Origin of the sequence: Shouchella phoenicis, assembly GCF_047238345.1 — a bacterium.
GTDB lineage: Bacteria > Bacillota > Bacilli > Bacillales > Bacillaceae_D > Shouchella.
In genome coordinates this window covers 2084862-2101717 of sequence record NZ_JBDFMQ010000001.1, presented here as the reverse complement: position 1 = coordinate 2101717, position 16856 = coordinate 2084862, and the positions used below count along the sequence as shown (strand labels likewise).

At 40.8% G+C, this 16856-nt stretch carries 14 protein-coding genes; 12 read left to right on the top strand and 2 right to left on the bottom strand.

Features of this window, described 5'->3' with window-relative positions; all coding sequences use genetic code 11:
- Nucleotides 1-166 precede the first annotated feature (166 nt).
- The 8 genes from miaB to hfq all read left to right on the top strand — a co-directional run bounded on the left by miaB (nt 167) and on the right by hfq (nt 9534).
- The gene (gene miaB / locus ABC361_RS11290) at nt 167-1729 is read left to right on the top strand and encodes a tRNA (N6-isopentenyl adenosine(37)-C2)-methylthiotransferase MiaB (protein WP_099300993.1); all 1563 of its coding nucleotides are present in this window, start codon (nt 167-169) and stop codon (nt 1727-1729) included.
- A complete protein-coding gene (locus ABC361_RS11285; RefSeq protein ID WP_413074072.1) occupies nt 1729-2148 on the top strand; it encodes a YlbF/YmcA family competence regulator in 420 nt (139 codons plus the stop codon). The genes miaB and ABC361_RS11285 overlap by 1 nt, the downstream gene beginning before the upstream one ends.
- A gap of 193 nt (nt 2149-2341) precedes the next feature.
- Complete coding sequence (locus tag ABC361_RS11280) at nt 2342-2908, top strand: outer spore coat protein CotE (protein WP_413074071.1); 567 nt, start codon at nt 2342-2344, stop codon at nt 2906-2908.
- 99 nt (nt 2909-3007) lie between these two features.
- Nucleotides 3008-5599: a DNA mismatch repair protein MutS gene (mutS, locus tag ABC361_RS11275; RefSeq protein ID WP_413074070.1), complete on the top strand. Its 2592-nt coding sequence runs from the start codon at nt 3008-3010 to the stop codon at nt 5597-5599.
- Nucleotides 5600-5609: 10 nt separating this feature from the next.
- Nucleotides 5610-7508: a DNA mismatch repair endonuclease MutL gene (gene mutL / locus ABC361_RS11270; protein WP_413074069.1), complete on the top strand. Its 1899-nt coding sequence runs from the start codon at nt 5610-5612 to the stop codon at nt 7506-7508.
- Between the two features lie 13 nt (nt 7509-7521).
- Nucleotides 7522-8301: a class I SAM-dependent methyltransferase gene (locus ABC361_RS11265; protein WP_413074068.1), complete on the top strand. Its 780-nt coding sequence runs from the start codon at nt 7522-7524 to the stop codon at nt 8299-8301.
- An 18-nt stretch (nt 8302-8319) separates the two neighbouring features.
- Nucleotides 8320-9261, top strand: coding sequence for a tRNA (adenosine(37)-N6)-dimethylallyltransferase MiaA (miaA, locus tag ABC361_RS11260; RefSeq protein WP_413074067.1), 942 nt, complete (start codon nt 8320-8322; stop codon nt 9259-9261).
- Between the two features lie 39 nt (nt 9262-9300).
- Nucleotides 9301-9534 (top strand): RNA chaperone Hfq, encoded by a 234-nt coding sequence (gene hfq, locus ABC361_RS11255; RefSeq protein WP_035397294.1) that lies wholly within the window; start codon nt 9301-9303, stop codon nt 9532-9534.
- Between the two features lie 41 nt (nt 9535-9575).
- Here hfq and ABC361_RS11250 read toward each other — a convergent pair whose 3' ends face one another.
- Nucleotides 9576-10544 carry a tyrosine-type recombinase/integrase gene (locus ABC361_RS11250; protein WP_413074066.1) on the bottom strand — a complete coding sequence of 323 codons (969 nt, stop codon included), beginning with the start codon at nt 10542-10544 and terminating at the stop codon, nt 9576-9578.
- A gap of 197 nt (nt 10545-10741) precedes the next feature.
- On the opposite strand from ABC361_RS11250, the gene spoVK reads away from it, so the two are divergent.
- From spoVK to glnA, 3 genes are all read left to right on the top strand, one after another.
- On the top strand, nt 10742-11668 hold the full coding sequence (gene spoVK, locus ABC361_RS11245; RefSeq protein WP_413074065.1) for a stage V sporulation protein K: 927 nt from the start codon (nt 10742-10744) through the stop codon (nt 11666-11668).
- An 88-nt stretch (nt 11669-11756) separates the two neighbouring features.
- Nucleotides 11757-13025, top strand: coding sequence for a methionine gamma-lyase family protein (locus ABC361_RS11240; protein ID WP_413074064.1), 1269 nt, complete (start codon nt 11757-11759; stop codon nt 13023-13025).
- Between the two features lie 123 nt (nt 13026-13148).
- Nucleotides 13149-14498: a type I glutamate--ammonia ligase gene (gene glnA / locus ABC361_RS11235; protein ID WP_375078434.1), complete on the top strand. Its 1350-nt coding sequence runs from the start codon at nt 13149-13151 to the stop codon at nt 14496-14498.
- 255 nt (nt 14499-14753) lie between these two features.
- Here the strand turns inward: glnA and ABC361_RS11230 are convergent, their stop codons facing one another.
- Complete coding sequence (locus ABC361_RS11230) at nt 14754-15245, bottom strand: hypothetical protein (protein WP_413074063.1); 492 nt, start codon at nt 15243-15245, stop codon at nt 14754-14756.
- 265 nt (nt 15246-15510) lie between these two features.
- On the opposite strand from ABC361_RS11230, the gene dinB reads away from it, so the two are divergent.
- Nucleotides 15511-16620, top strand: a complete 1110-nt coding sequence (dinB, locus tag ABC361_RS11225) for a DNA polymerase IV (protein ID WP_413074062.1) — start codon at nt 15511-15513, stop codon at nt 16618-16620.
- Nucleotides 16621-16856 lie beyond the last annotated feature (236 nt).

The window sequence follows — 16856 nt, the reverse complement described above, 5'->3', positions numbered from 1 at the left end:
TCCAATGCGGTAAGAAAGATTACTACTAATCAATGATAGAAATGCAGGAATTATGCGCATGAACAATAGGAGCAGATGAAAATGCGCGTTGTCATTGTGTTCTACTGCTGAGCCACGTATAATATGAAGGGTATGGATTGTTTGCAAGGAAGGAGATTAATTGAATATGACTGATCAAAAGAAGGCGAAAGATTACAGCCATTACTTTGATTTTAGTGATGCACGAATTGTTTCAGAAGACGATGAAAAGCAAGTCGTGAAAATAAAAGGCCGTGAAATTGCGATTTACGACCAGCCGAACTATCGGTCAGGTCGAAAGCGAAAGCGTGAAGACGTTCAAGTGATACGTCCCGATAAAATTGTTCCTGACGAATTAGCTAATCTTGGTGCAGGGAAGAAATTTATGATACGTACATATGGATGTCAGATGAATGTACATGACTCTGAGAACATGTCAGGTATGTTGCTAGAGATGGGGTTTGAAGAAACGACAGAAACAACAGAAGCAGATGTCATTCTTTTAAACACATGTGCCATTCGTGAGAACGCGGAGAACAAAGTCTTTGGTGAGATTGGCCATCTTAAACCACTAAAGCTTGAAAAACCCGAACTGATTATTGGTGTTTGTGGATGTATGTCGCAAGAAGAGTCGGTTGTAAATCGCATTTTACAAAAGCACCATCATATTGACTTAATCTTTGGCACGCACAATATTCACCGTTTGCCGAACCTTCTAGAAGGAGCCATTTTTGGAAAAGAAATGGTCGTTGAAGTATGGTCTAAAGAAGGCGACGTAGTAGAAAACATGCCGAGAAAACGTCAAAATAAAACCCAAGCTTGGGTAAATATTATGTACGGCTGTGATAAGTTCTGTACGTATTGTATTGTGCCTTATACACGAGGAAAAGAGCGCAGTCGTTTACCGGAAGACATCATTCATGAAGTGCGTGATTTAGCTCGTCAAGGTTATAAAGAAGTAACGTTACTTGGTCAAAATGTCAATGCATATGGCAAAGATCTTCCTGGTGACTACGGTGGCCTTGGTGAACTAATGGATGCTATTCATAAAATTGACATTCCTCGCGTTCGTTTTACAACAAGCCATCCGCGCGATTTTGACGATCACTTAATTGACGTGCTTGCGCAAGGTGGAAATCTTGTCGAGCATATTCATTTACCTGTACAACACGGAAATAGTGATGTTTTGAAATTAATGGGTAGAAAATATTCTCGTGAAGAGTATGAAATCCTGGCGAAGAAAATTAAAACTGCTATTCCGAATGCTTCGTTTACAACCGATTTAATTGTCGGCTTTCCAAATGAAACGGATGAGCAATTTGAAGACATGCTCACATTAGTGGAAGAGATGCAGTTTGATGCTGCATTCACGTATATCTATTCTCCACGCGAAGGAACTCCAGCAGCGCGGATGGAAGATAATGTACCAATGGAAGTGAAGAAAAAGCGTTTGGCTCGTTTAAATGCACTTGTAAACGAGATTTCGGAAAAACGGAACTTAGATTATCAAGATAAAATTGTGGAAGTGCTTGTTGAAGGTGAGAGTAAAAAGAATCCAGACGTATTAGCTGGACGAACACGTACCAATCGACTGGTAAACTTTGTTGGACCAAAGTCAGTTATTGGCGAAATTATTTATGTACAAGTAACCGAAGCAAGAACATGGTCACTAAATGGAAAAATTGTGGAAACGGCGGAGGTGCGTGCTTAATGAGCACACTATACACAAAAAAGGATATCCGTGCAAAAGCGAAAGAATTAGCAACAATGCTTGCGCAAACGGAAGAAGTGGATTTCTTTAAAAAAGCAGAGAAGCAAATTAATGAACATTTACGTGTACAAGAAATGATTGCAGAAATTAAAAGACATCAAAAAGAAGCCGTTAATTTGCGACACTACGGCAAAATGGAAGCATTAAAAGAAGTAGAAGCCAAAATTGATGCGCTTCATAACGAGATTGATGAGATTCCACTCGTTCAAGAGTTTAAGCGAAGCCAAGTAGAAGTAAATGAGTTGCTGCAAATTGTTACGAATACCGTATCAAAGCGCGTGACAGATGAAGTCGTCCGTTCAATGGATGGCGACGTTATGCGTGGAACCACGTCCAAAAGTCCTTTCCATAGCTGCTAATAACAGGCACGCTCTATGTTAGATTCGTTCTGACATAGGCGTGTTTTTTGTGGTCTAAACAAGTTCTACATCACATAGCTTAATAGAGAAGCGTCTACTGAAAGCCTTGCACCTTTTTATTGCCATGTGCATACGGTGTGGAATTAGGACGTTTGCCTATTTGATTAGGTGAATTGTGAATGGAGGGAACAGGATGGCTGATCCAAGGAGTTATCGTGAAATTATTACGAAAGCAGTCTGTGGAAAAGGGCGGAAATTTTCGGAAGCGACTCATCATATTCGACCAACAGAACGTCCGTCAAGTATCTTAGGTTGTTGGATTATTAATCATACGTATAGTGCGAAAAAACGAGGAGATACGATTGAAGTAAGCGGCACGTATGACATTAATGTGTGGTATTCTTACGGAAACAATACAAAGACAGAAGTGGCCACACAGACCGTTTCCTATACGGATATTGTGCCTTTAACAATGAAAGACGAAAACGTTATTTCAGAAGAACTTGATGTTGTGGCAAAAGCGGTGCAACAACCAAACACGTTAGAAGCCGTTATTAGTGAAAACGGACACTCTGTTGATGTGCAAGTAGAAAGAGAGTTTGTTGTCGAGTGTATTGGTGAAACAAAAGTCGCTGTCGCTGTTAACCCTGATGGTGTTATTGAAGAATACCCATTGGACGCCATTTCAGGTGATCTATCAGATGACGATTATGAGCAAATTGATCCGAATTTTTTACAAGAAGAAGTTGATAAATCGTAAGCCATGCTGAATTGTACAGCTGGCTTTTTTTTCTTGAATGAAGGAGAGGGCTTTCCTATGATATAATAACGTAAGATTTTAGGATTAACGGAGGCAATTATGAGTATTACGCCAATGATGAAACAATATTTAGCTATAAAAGAAAACTATAAAGATGCGATTCTCTTTTTTCGTTTAGGGGATTTTTATGAAATGTTCTTTGATGATGCACAAACCGCTGCAAAAGAACTGGAAATAACGTTAACAGGGAGAGGGCAAGGAGAGGACCGCATTCCGATGTGTGGCGTTCCCCACCACTCTGCTGAAAGCTATATGACGCAATTAATTGATAAAGGGTACAAAGTTGCAATCTGTGAACAAGTGGAAGACCCGAAGATGGTAAAAGGCGTTGTCAAGCGAGAAGTGACAAAACTGTTGACTCCTGGAACGTTAATGAATAGCAAACTTCTGGCTGAGCGAGAAAACAACTACTTACTTGCAATTGCAGCAGAAGGGGACACTTACGGGTTTGCACGCTGTGATTTATCAACAGGTGAGAGTGATGTCACGCTTATAAATGGTTCTCTCGATGAATTAATGCAAGAAATCGTCACAAGTCAGTCAAAAGAGATTGTCGCGCCAGTCGATGTTGATGAGAAACTTAAAACGATGTTAGATGCCAACAAATCATTTCTCGTTTCGTATCGTCAGGAAGAAGAACCGCTGCCAGAATATACACATCTCCTACAATCAATTCAGCACGAGGTATTATGTAAAGCGTATTATCGTTTGCTTCATTATTTAGTGGAAACACAAAAACAGTCGCTCCATCATATTCAAGAAGCCGTTTATCTTTCTACGGACGACTATTTAAAACTTGATATCCACGCTAAGCGCAACTTAGAGTTAGTGGAGACATTACGAGAAAAGAAAAAACAAGGGTCATTATTATCGGTTATTGACCAAACTGTCACGTCAATGGGTGGACGTTTATTACGTCAATGGATGGACCGTCCTTTAGTACATGCCCATGAGATTCGAGCCCGCCAACAGCTTGTGACGCAATTCTACGATGCTTTCTTTCAGCGCGAAGCTTTACGAGATTTGTTAAAAGAAGTTTATGATATTGAACGCCTTGCAGCCCGAATTGCATACGGGAGTGTCAATGCCCGTGAGCTCGTTCAGTTAAAACGGTCTCTAACGAAGCTACCAGCCATTAAAGAGCAGTTAGAAGAAATGAACATAAAAAAAAGCTGGCTATCCGCAATTGATTCTTATGACGAGCTTGTAACGCTTTTATCAAAAAGTATTGTGGAAGATCCACCTTTATCGCTCACCGATGGAGGCATTCTTGTAGATGGTTATCACGAAGAACTTGATCGCTTCCGTGATGCGAGTCGAAATGGCAAGCAATGGATTGCTGAACTTGAGCAGCAGGAACGCTCGTATACTGGTATTCGCTCATTAAAAGTTGGCTACAATAAAGTATTTGGCTATTATATCGAAGTATCGCGAGCGAATACCCATTTGCTTCCAGAGGGAAGGTACGAACGAAAACAAACGTTAACGAACGCAGAACGCTACATTACGCCTGATTTAAAAGAAAAAGAAGCGCTTATTTTGGAAGCGGAAGAGTCCTTAACCGCGTTAGAGTATGAACTGTTTATTGCGATTCGCACGATCGTCCAAAACTTTGTACCTTCCTTACAGAAACTAGCTACTGAAATTAGTGAAATGGATGTGTTGGCAAGTTTTGCGACAGTCGCTGAAACTCAAAGCTATGTGAAGCCAACAGTGACAGAAACACGCGATATTGATATCGTCCAAGGTCGCCACCCAGTGGTGGAAACCGTTATTCAACGTGGAACCTTTGTGGAGAATGACATTGATTTAACAAAAGACAGAGATATGTTGCTTATTACAGGACCGAATATGGGCGGGAAATCAACGTATATGCGCCAGCTCGCATTATGCGCCATTTTAACACAAATTGGTAGCTTTGTTCCGGCTGAACGGGCAACGATGCCTATTTTTGACCGTATTTTTACGAGAATTGGTGCTGCGGATGATTTAGCGAGCGGTCAAAGTACGTTTATGGTTGAAATGATGGAAACAAAAGATGCGTTAACAAAAGCAACGGCGAACAGCTTAATTATCTTAGATGAAATTGGTCGAGGGACGTCCACTTATGATGGGATGGCTTTGGCGCAAGCAATCATTGAGTATATTCATGAATCGATCGGTGCGAAAACATTGTTTTCCACGCATTATCATGAATTAACGGCGCTAGCGAACACGATCAAGACATTGAGAAATGTGCATGTTTCTGCAGCAGAAGAAGATGGCACAGTGGTTTTTTTACACCAGATTATAGAAGGTGCAGCAGATCGAAGTTACGGTGTATATGTGGCAGAGTTAGCAGGTTTGCCAAAATCGGTTACGGATCGAGCGAATGTCCTATTAGAAACGTTCGAGTCGAAAGAAACGAGTGAAGCCACACCGGAATCGGTTGCGAAAAAAGAAGTAGCAGCGATTCGCGAAGAGGCAGAACAATTAAGTCTGTTTCATGTAGCTGATGAAAAAAAGCAGAATACCTCCAAAAAAGAGCAAGCCATCATGAAAGCTATTCAAGACGTCGATCTTATGAATATGACGCCTTTTGAAGCCATTCAAAAAATGAATGAATGGCAAATGGAACTAAAACGAAAATGAGGTGAATCACATGCAAACGATACGACAGCTCCATGATTCATTATCAAATAAAATTGCTGCTGGAGAAGTCGTAGAGCGACCTGCATCAATTGTGAAAGAATTAATAGAAAACGCAGTTGACGCTGGAGCAACTCAATTATTAATTGAGATCGTAGAAGGTGGTATGGAGTCCATTCGAATCGTTGACAATGGACATGGCATTAAAGCAGATGAAGTAGAAACCGCATTTTTACGCCACGCCACTTCAAAATTACAGCATGATCGCGATCTATTTTCCATCCGCACATTAGGATTTCGAGGGGAGGCGTTACCAAGTATTGCTTCCGTTTCAACGGTGACCATGCAAACGAGTACAGGAAATCAGGGAGTTGAACTTACACTTCATGGAGGAGAAGTGGTGGAACGTCAGCCTTCAAGCGCAAAAAAAGGGACAAGCATCTTCATTAAAGATTTGTTTTACAATACGCCAGCGCGGTTAAAATATTTAAAGACGAAACTGACAGAATCCGGACATGTGAGTGATGTGGTTAATCGAATGGCGCTTGCTTATCCATCTATCGCGTTTCACTATACGAGTGATGGAAAGACGGTTCTTAAAACGACTGGAAACGATCGATTGCTGCAGGTGATCGCAGAAGTGTACGGTCGACAAACCGCATCCACGATGGTTTCAGTAGAGGGCGAATCCCTCGATTATCAATTAACAGGATATGTGGCAAAGCCTGAATTAACAAGAGCGAGTCGTCAGTACATGTCTATCTTTATCAACGGTCGCTATATTCGAAATTACAAGTTAGCGCAAGCGATTCAACAAGGCTTTCATACACTGTTACCAATTGGTCGGTATCCGTTAGCCATCCTTAAATTACAAATGGATCCAACGTTAATTGATGTCAACGTCCATCCTGCAAAACTTGAAGTGCGTTTAAGTAAAGAAGAAGCGTTAGCAGAAGTCATTACCCGTTCCATTAAAGATGTCTTCGCGAAGGAAACACTTATTCCTCAATCAACGAAGCAACCAGACGCTGATAAAAAGCCGTCCGAGCAACTTTCGTTTTCGCTCAATTATCCGGCCCAACCTAAAGAGGAGCGCTTTACAGAGCCGGAAGCACCGGTGATTTACGAACCAACACCGAACTATGTGGAAAACGATCAGCCTAAAGTGGCTTCGCTGAAAGAAACAGTTCAAAGCGAAGTTGGAGAGCGTGAAGAGCCTAATAAAGGAAATGACTCGGGTCAAGAGACTTTGGAGAAACAAGATCAAACAACAGACTTATCTATTGAAGATGTGCATCAGGTGGCTGTGAAAGTAGAAGAGCATGTATCAACTGTCCCGCCTCTTTACCCCGTAGGGCAAATGCACGGGACGTATATCGTTGCGCAAAACGAGAATGGCATGTATCTCATTGATCAACATGCGGCGCAAGAGCGCATTAAGTATGAGTATTTCCGAAAAAAACTGCACGAACCAATCTCAACGATACAAGATTTACTTGTGCCGTTAACACTCGAATTCACTGCAAGGGAAGCGGCAGTGATTGAAGAATCGACGGGAAAATTAGAGGCGGTTGGGCTGATCCTCGAGCCTTTCGGCATTCATACGTATATGGTACGTTCTCATCCAACTTGGTTTCCAAAGGGAGACGAGGAATCGTCCATTCGCGAGATCATAGACCAGTTGCTACAAACAAAACAAATTAATCTTTACAACTTACGAGAAGAAGCTGCCATTTTAATGAGTTGCAAAGCTGCCATTAAAGCAAATCGCCACTTGCGCCACGACGAAATGTTTGAGCTGTTAGAAACGTTAAGAAGATGTGAAGAACCGTATACATGTCCGCATGGACGCCCAATTATTATCCATTTTACCACTTATGAATTAGAAAAAATGTTCAAACGTGTGATGTAGAGGAGCAACAAACGTGATTGTAACCACCGCAAGAAAACAAGTGGATCGATTAAAAGAAAAAGCGCAAGCCTATGTCGCGCAGTTTAATGGTGTTTTTATTGAGCGACAGCAGCGTTCTATTGAAGATTTTTACCGTGAGTTCGGTGAACAACCACTGTTAATTGTAGCGAAAGATAAGTTGATTCTGCATCGAGATGCCCATGCAGCACCATTTTATTACCATCCAAATGCGGCACTGCTGAGGTATAAGCAGTGGAAAAAAACAGGACATGACCCATTTTTATCAGTTGTTGGATTATCAGAAGGAGAGTCAATGATCGATGCAACGTTAGGGATGGGTGCTGATGCCATACTAGCCCAAGTCGCTGTTGGTAGTTCTGGAAGTGTGACAGGGTTGGAGGCCAATCCCTACATTGCTTTTATTGTGAAGCATGGTTTAGCAAACTGGGCAGAAGGCGACGATCAGTTTACGACATCCCTTCAAAACATTCACGTTGTTCAAACAGAGAATTTGGCTTATTTAAAAGAGTGCCCATCTGAAAGCGTCGATGTCGTTTATTTTGACCCAATGTTTGAGGTGAGTATGCACTCTCCAGGACTTGCTGGTTTAAAACAGTTTGCATCTTACCAACCGTTAACAGAAGAAGTGGTGGAAGAAGCCAAACGAGTGGCCAAACAGAAAATTGTCCTCAAAAATCAGTCATCCAGTCCATTGTTTGCTCGTTTGGGATTCTCTGTCCACTATCGACCACATGCATCCTTTCAATATGGGATCATTCAAAAGAATTTATAAAGCTTGGAAGGAAGAAACATGGTGAAGAAAGATCCAATTATCGCTGTTGTTGGACCAACTGCAGTTGGAAAAACAGAGTTAAGCATTCGATTAGCTAAAAAACTAAACGGTGAAATCATTAACGCGGATTCGATGCAAGTGTACAAAGAGATGTCAATTGGAACGGCTAAACCGTCAATTGATGAAAGACAGCAAGTGCCGCACCACTTAATAGATCTCTTGCCGCCATCAGAACCGTGGACAGTCTCTAGTTTCCAAGAAAAAGCGTTGCAAACGATCGCCGATTTAAAAGCTAGAGAAAAAATGCCAATTATGGTTGGGGGAACGGGGCTTTATGTTCAAGCTGTTACCCATCAGCTTTCTTTTTCAAATGCAGAAACTGACACGGCTTATCGCCTTACATTAGAGCATCTTGCACAGGAATTAGGGGCGGATGCTTTGTATCATCAGTTAAAAGAACGTGATCCTGTAGCGGCGGAATCCATTCATCCAAATAATGAGCGCCGCGTCATTCGTGCCCTTGAAGTCCTTCATACAACTGGAAAACGGTTTTCGGAACGAGAGCAAGAACAATCAATTCCCCGTTTTAACTATGTCATGATTGGATTGAATATGGATCGGAAAATGCTGTATGAGCGAATCAATCAACGGGTTGAGCATATGATGGAGCAAGGCTTAGTGGACGAAGTGGAGAAACTGTATCATGCAGGCATCACCGGACAAGCCATCCAAGCGATCGGGTATAAAGAATTATATGAGTACTTTGATGGGGACGTATCATTAGCTGAAGCCGTTGAACGAATTAAAGCCCGATCGAGACAATATGCAAAAAGACAAATTACATGGTTTAAAAATAAAAGTGATGTGGAATGGTTTGATGTAACGAGTCAATCAATGGATGAAATCTTAACGAAAGTCGTCGATTTTTCTTGCAGGAAATTTAAAAGTGAACTCGAATAATTAAGAGTAGAAACACTTAGAGAGAGAGGGGCTATCGTCATGAAGTCAACTGTGAACATTCAAGATCAATTTTTAAATCAATTAAGGAAGGAATCGATTCCCGTCACGATGTTTTTATTAAATGGATTTCAGCTTCGTGGCACAATAAAAGGGTTTGATAACTTTACGGTTATTATTGAGACGGAGGGAAAGCAACAGCTTGTTTATAAGCATGCAATCTCAACGTTTGCACCGCAAAAAAACGTGCAGCTAAAAAGCGAAACAGACGTATAGAAGAAAAAAAGATCTCGCGACCATTCGGTTACGAGATCTTTTTATATGGACGAGACGAGTAAAGCTTGTTGATCTTTTTTTGTTAAATGGGCGAGGGTTAAGGCATACCTCCGCAAGGATAATGGACTTTTTAATCCTAGATGTTGTTGCAGATCATGTTCGCCGAGTGGATCTAGCAGTGTACGTAGTAAATAAGCATTTCGGAAGTGTTGCGCTGAAATGCCTTTGCGTAAACCGGATCGTGCGACTTCCGTCCGAATCATTTTTTGCAAAGCAATGGCTGTTAACGTTTTTGGCGCATCCTTTTCATAGGACCAGTGATACGTTCTTCTAGTAAAATCAAATGCAACGAACAACGGATCGCTTGTGTGAAGTCTTGGGCGAACTGCCTCAGGGATACTACTCCAGTAAACGTAAAGCTGTTGCGAATGAGCTGATTCGAGCACTAAGGTTCGCTCGACGCTATCTTTAATCTGAATGGTTTGCTGTACGAATGACGTATCATTCATTGTTATTTCACATGCTTCACTTAATGTGATTCCATATTCGGTCAAAAGTAATAGGATGGCATAATTTCGTTCTGTTAAGTAAGGACGAGCCATAAGTTGATTTTCTGTTAAACCTTTTTCTGAATGTGTTGTCTGTAAAAGAATGTCCATTTCACGCTTACTAATCCACTCTTCCCGGGTTAATGGCTCAAGAGTGAGTAAGGGTGGTTCATGATGGAGCAATGGATGGTCTTGAAGGACGTTCTCTTCAAATAAAAATAGCGTAAAGCGACGAAGAACAGAAGAAATTCGTCGAATGGTACGAACTTGATACGAGCGTGTGACCATTAAATGTTGATAAAACGATTCAATCTCTTCCGTCGTTAAATGGATGAATGAACGATCGTTTAACCATTGAAAAAAGTCGTTCAAATCATAGTGATAGCGTTTAATCGTTGTAGCCTTACGACCTTTGAGAATGAGTTGGTTTAAAAACGCATCTTTTAGCTGGTTCTGTTCCATAAACGCCCTCCTCTTCATTAAATTCTATCAAAAATAGTGAGATTGTCCATCGTAATCAAATCAAGACATCGAGGAATGGTTTTTAACGATGAACCATAAGATAGATAAGAAGAATGTAGATCTGGGTGTTTATCACGTTTTCTCTTCTTACACGTATAGTAAAAGTGATAAGGGTTTAGAGGGAGGTCTCACTAGCCATGTCGAATCATCATACTAAAAATAATGCGCGGATAAGCGTCGTATTAAATAAATCTCCTGAAAAGCGTGCGAGCACGGATTGGTTTGTTTCTGTTGAAGAGAAAGAAAAACATGAGATTCTCGTACGTTTTGAAAATAAATTAGCAAACTACATTGGCTTAAAAGAAATTAAATCACTTGTAAAAGAATTGTACGCATGGATTTATATAAGTGAGCGACGTAAAGAGGTAGGATTAAAGTCTCCTAAACAAGTGCTGCACATGATTTTTAAAGGCAACCCGGGGACTGGGAAGACAACCGTTGCTCGATTGATTGCCTCTTTTTTACATGAAATGAATGTGCTATCAAAAGGGCATTTCATTGAAATGGAGCGAGCTGATCTCGTTGGTGAATACATTGGTCATACTGCGCAAAAAACAAGAGATGTCTTAAAGCAGGCTCAGGGTGGCGTGCTATTTATTGATGAAGCTTACTCTCTCTCTAGAGGCGGAGAGAAAGATTTTGGAAAAGAAGCAATTGATACCCTTGTTCGTGGAATGGAAAATCATGCGAATGAATTCGTGTTGATCCTAGCAGGCTATTCGAAAGAAATGGATTTTTTTATGTCGCTAAATCCAGGTCTACCTTCGAGGTTTCCTATTTCCATCACCTTCCCAAATTATGCCGTAGAAGAGCTAATTGAAATGTTAATTGGTATGGCGAAAGAACGCGATTACATCATTGAAAAAGATGCGTTGAATCGATGTCGAGACCAAATTAAGCATGTTTTGGCTGAAGAAGCTTATTCATTTAGTAATGGACGCTACATGCGGAACATGATTGAAGAAGCGATTCGATTACAAGCGGTTCGAGTGTTAAAAGAAGATAAATTCACTAAATCGGAACTAGAAACGTTACGAAAAGAAGATTTTACTTTTAAGAAATAAAGTGAGGCAAAGGACTCATCTTATTTCTTTCTTTTTTCTGACGTGATAAGCTAGAACAGATTGAATATAACTAGGAGAGACGCAAAACATGGAATCACTTTTTTCAACAGAAATGCGCCAACTTGTAGAACGCGCAGAAGAAAAAATCTACACCATTCATCAAAAAGTCGATCAGATTGCATTAATGAATCAAAATCGTGTGATGGAGAGTTTTTCAGACCACCAGGTTGCTGATTTTCATTTTACGCCAACAACCGGGTACGGCTATGACGATACTGGAAGAGATACACTTGAGGCGATTTATGCAGACGTTTTCGGTGGAGAAGCAAGTTTAGTGCGACATCAAATCGTCTCGGGTACACATGCGATTGCCGTCGCCTTATTTGGCGTCTTGCGTCCTGGAGATGAGCTTTTGTATATTAGCGGAACACCGTACGATACTCTTGAAGAGATTGTAGGGATTCGTGGCAATGGCAAAGGCTCTCTGCGTGATTATCAAATTGATTATCAAAAAGTCGATCTTGTAGATGGGAAAATGGACAAGGCTGGTATACGTGCTGCCATTCATGAGCGAACAAAAGTCATTGGGATTCAACGATCTCGTGGCTATGGCGATCGTCCATCTTTTACAATTGCTGAGCTAGAGGAAATCATTTCGTTTGTTAAATCAATTAAAGAAGACGTGGTTGTTTTTGTCGATAATTGCTATGGGGAATTTGTGGAAACAAGGGAACCCTGTCACGTTGGCGCTGATTTAATGGCAGGCTCATTAATTAAAAATCCAGGTGGCGGCATTGCAAAATCAGGTGGATATATCGTTGGAAAACAAGAATACGTTGAGCTTGCGTCTTACCGACTTGCTGCACCAGGAATTGGCGCAGAAGGGGGCGCGACGCTTGGAACATTGACCGACATGTACCAAGGATTCTTTTTGGCTCCTCACGTCGTCGCACAAAGTGTAAAAGGGGCACATTACACTGCTTCGCTGCTTGAAGAAGTAGGGATGCACACATCGCCGAAATGGAATGAAACCCGTACAGATTTAATTCAAGCTGTCTATTTTCAAACAGCAGAACAAATGGTTGCTTTTTGTCAATCAATTCAACAATCTTCCCCAGTGAACGCTCACGTTAAACCAATGCCGAGCTACATGCCAGGTTATGAAGATGATGTCATTATGGCAGCTGGCACGTTTGTGCAAGGTGCGAGTATTGAATTAACAGCGGACGGACCACTACGTCCACCATATACAGCTTACGTGCAAGGAGGGCTTACGTATGAACATGTGAAGCTCGCTGTCACAAAAGCTGTACAAAAGACGTTTATGAATCAAGAAGAAGAGGAAGATAAAGAATAAGGACTTTTCTTGACGTACAAAAAAGCCTTTAGTACGATATTTACATAGTAATCGTAATTCATCATGTGAAAAGGATTTTATTCCTTATTACATAGACAAACAGAGTGAGAGGAGCAAGTTACGTTGCCAAATTATACAAGAGAAGATATTGTGCGTATTGCACAAGATGAAAACGTACGTTTTATTCGTTTACAGTTCACCGATTTACTCGGAACGATTAAAAACGTTGAGATCCCAGTGGATCAATTGTCAAAAGCACTTGATAACAAAATGATGTTTGACGGTTCTTCCATTGAGGGATTTGTTCGAATTGAAGAATCGGATATGTATCTTTATCCAGATTTAGATACATGGGTTATTTTTCCTTGGACACCAGAAAAAGGGAAAGTCGCTCGACTCATTTGTGATATTTACCAGCCTGGAAAACCTGGGGAAGAGCCAACACCATTTGAAGGGGATCCACGTGGAATTTTAAAGTCCGTGCTTAAGCAAGCTGAAGAGCTTGGATTTACTGGTTTTAACATCGGACCAGAGCCTGAATTTTTCTTGTTTAAAAATGACGAGAAAGGTGAACCAACGTTAGAACTAAATGATAAAGGTGGCTATTTCGACTTAGCTCCAACAGATCTTGGAGAAAATTGTCGACGTGACATCGTTTTAGAATTAGAAGACATGGGTTTTGATATTGAAGCTTCACACCACGAGGTTGCTCCAGGACAGCATGAAATTGACTTCAAATATGCAGATGCCATTACAGCATGTGACAATATTCAAACGTTTAAACTTGTTGTCAAAACGATTGCACGTAAGCACGGTCTTCACGCAACATTCATGCCAAAACCTTTATTTGGCGTTAATGGATCGGGTATGCACCTAAACATGTCGTTGTTCACAAAAGATGGCAATGCGTTTTACGATGAGAAAACGGAAAGTCAATTAAGTAAAACAGCGATGCAGTTCTTAAGCGGCATTTTGGAACATGCGGAAGGGTTCACAGCAATTACAAATCCAATCGTGAATTCGTACAAGCGTTTAGTGCCAGGTTATGAAGCACCTGTTTACATCGCATGGTCGATGCGTAATCGTTCACCGCTTATTCGGATTCCATCTTCACGCGGTGTGTCAACACGTGTTGAAGTTCGTAGTCCAGATCCTTCTGCTAACCCTTATCTTGCGATGGCGGTGATGCTTGCGTCTGGTCTAGATGGCATCAAGCGGAAAATGACGCCTCCAGAAGCGACCGATCGCAATATTTATGTGATGAGTAAAGAAGAACGTGTTGAAGAAGGCATTAAAGCTCTACCGGCATCACTTGGCGAGGCACTTGAGAGCCTTGTAAAAGATGAGGTCCTTGTGAAAGCATTAGGCGAGCACGCAGTTGAACACTTTATTGAAGCGAAAGAAATTGAATGGGATATGTTCCGTACGCAAGTCCACCCGTGGGAACGCGAACAATTCATGCAGAACTACTAAAAGAGGAAGCCCTTGACACATTTTGTGTTGAGGGTTTTTTTGTTTTGGGGGACGGGACAAAATACACGTTAAAAGCAGTTACAGAGATTCGACTGTAAAAAGAGGAAGCTTTTGAGTGACGCCTTTCAGAAATAACTTTATTTAATTGTAAAACCCCGCTTTTTAGCGAGGTTTCAAGGGGAAATCTACAAAGTAGATGTGATGAGTCACGCACACGAAAAATTCCTCTTGTAGCGCAATACACTTCTTAATTTTTTAGAAGAAGAAAGGTGGATAAAAGTACGGGAAAAAGCCTATACCGCCAAACCTTCCATACGGGAAAAATCTTGGTCGATAGCGACGGTATCTCCAACCACCAAATTGTCGAGCTTCTTCTTGATGAATGTCTTCGCCAATCAACAGCGTAATGCCATCCTCGCGAACTTCTGTTAAGATGCCGTCCAAAGTTTGGCCATCAGTCATTTTTAATTCGACATGGTGATCTTTCATTTGTTGACATTGATTTTTCATATTTCCATGAAGATGCTGGCTATTCGCTTGAACATATGAATGTTGATTCGACTGTAGAGAAGAGTAATCATTGTTATTTTGCTGCATGTGATGCATCTGCTGACTTTCATTTGTTTGGTGAGGAATGAATTCATTAAACCCATTTATTGCTTCATGTGAATGTCGATTCGAATGATAGTGCGGCATGCCCATTTGATAGGGGTATTGAGGAAAATACCCATTAGAATAAGTATTCATCTCTTTCACTCCTTTTTCTAAAACCAGTGTATTCACCTAGAGCTTGTTAGGTACGTGTTCTAAAAGGTTTTTTTATGATCAAAACAGCTAAGTGGAATGCATTACCTCAAATACGGTAGGTGTAAGTAAAAAACGTTTAAATGAACCTATTTACAATAAGAGCGGGTATAAAAGCCTCGTAAAATCAGGTTGTTTTATTGACTTCGATCATACGTTCGTATACACTAGGAATATATACAAGGAGAATGAAAGAGGCGTCGTTTTTATGGATGAGCAAGATTTTAAGCTTCCTGAACCGAATCGAGACACCACTCGTAAAATCATTCACATTGATATGGATGCCTTTTTTTCGTCAGTAGAAGAACGAGATAATCCGGCGCTAAAAGGCAAACCGGTTATTATCGCAAAGCATCCTCGAACAACTGGTGGAAAAGGGATTGTTTCCACCGCTAACTATGAAGCGAGAAAATATGGCATTCACTCTGCAATGAGTGCGTATGAAGCGTACAAACGTTGTCCTGAAGGGATTTTTCTATCAGGCAACTACAAAGCTTATCAAAAAGCTTCTCTCGCTATACGAAAAATTATGTTCACTTATACAGATTTAGTAGAACCAATGTCCATTGATGAAGCCTATTTAGATGTGACGGATAATCATTACAATGAAAAAAGTGCGAGTAAATTAGCCCGTCAAATTCAGTTTGATATTTGGAGAAAAACGGGACTAACAAGTTCTGCTGGCGTTTCCTATAATAAATTTTTAGCTAAAATCGCATCCGATGTAAAGAAGCCTGCTGGACTCACTGTAATTCCACCAGATAAAGCACTGACGTTTATTAAAGAACTAGCCGTAGAAAAGTTTCCGGGTATCGGCCCAAAAACTGCTGAAAAAATGCATCGTTTGAATATCTATGTAGGCGATGATTTATACAAGATGAGTCAGCTTGACCTTGTTCATCATTTCGGTAAAGCTGGTTTATCTTATTATAAACGAGCAAGAGGAATTGATAACAACCAGTTGAAATTGCATCGTGATCGAAAGTCGGTTGGAAAAGAACACACGTATGCACAACCACTTGTGACCGATGAAGATGTTTTATTTAAACTAAGACGTCTAGCAGATGAAGTGCAAGGTTCCCTTGAACGAGTAAAAAAACAAGGGAAAACCATTGTCTTGAAGATTCGCTATCGATCGTTTGAGACGATAACGAGGCGAATTAGTTTACCAGATTACGTTCACACCAGTGAAGCGTTGTTTCAGTATGTGCAAGAATTGTGGTTTGAATATGGAGAGATTCGTCGCCACGTTCGTTTGCTTGGGTTAAGTGTAACGAATTTAGTCGAAATTCGGTACCAAACACTTTCGCTTTTTTGAAGCGATTTAAAGATAAAACAAAATAATCCCTACAATGACGAGTAACAAAAACAGTACAAGAATGGTGATAAGCAATACCATTTCATCTGAAAGATTCATTCCATTCGCCTCCTATGTATTGGTTATAGTCATCCTATGAAATTTTTTCGGATGTGTGAAAATAGAATGAAATGAAAGAAAACGGGCTGTTTAGACTCTTTTTTTACAGATTTAGCTAGGAGAGAGCGTTTGACGGC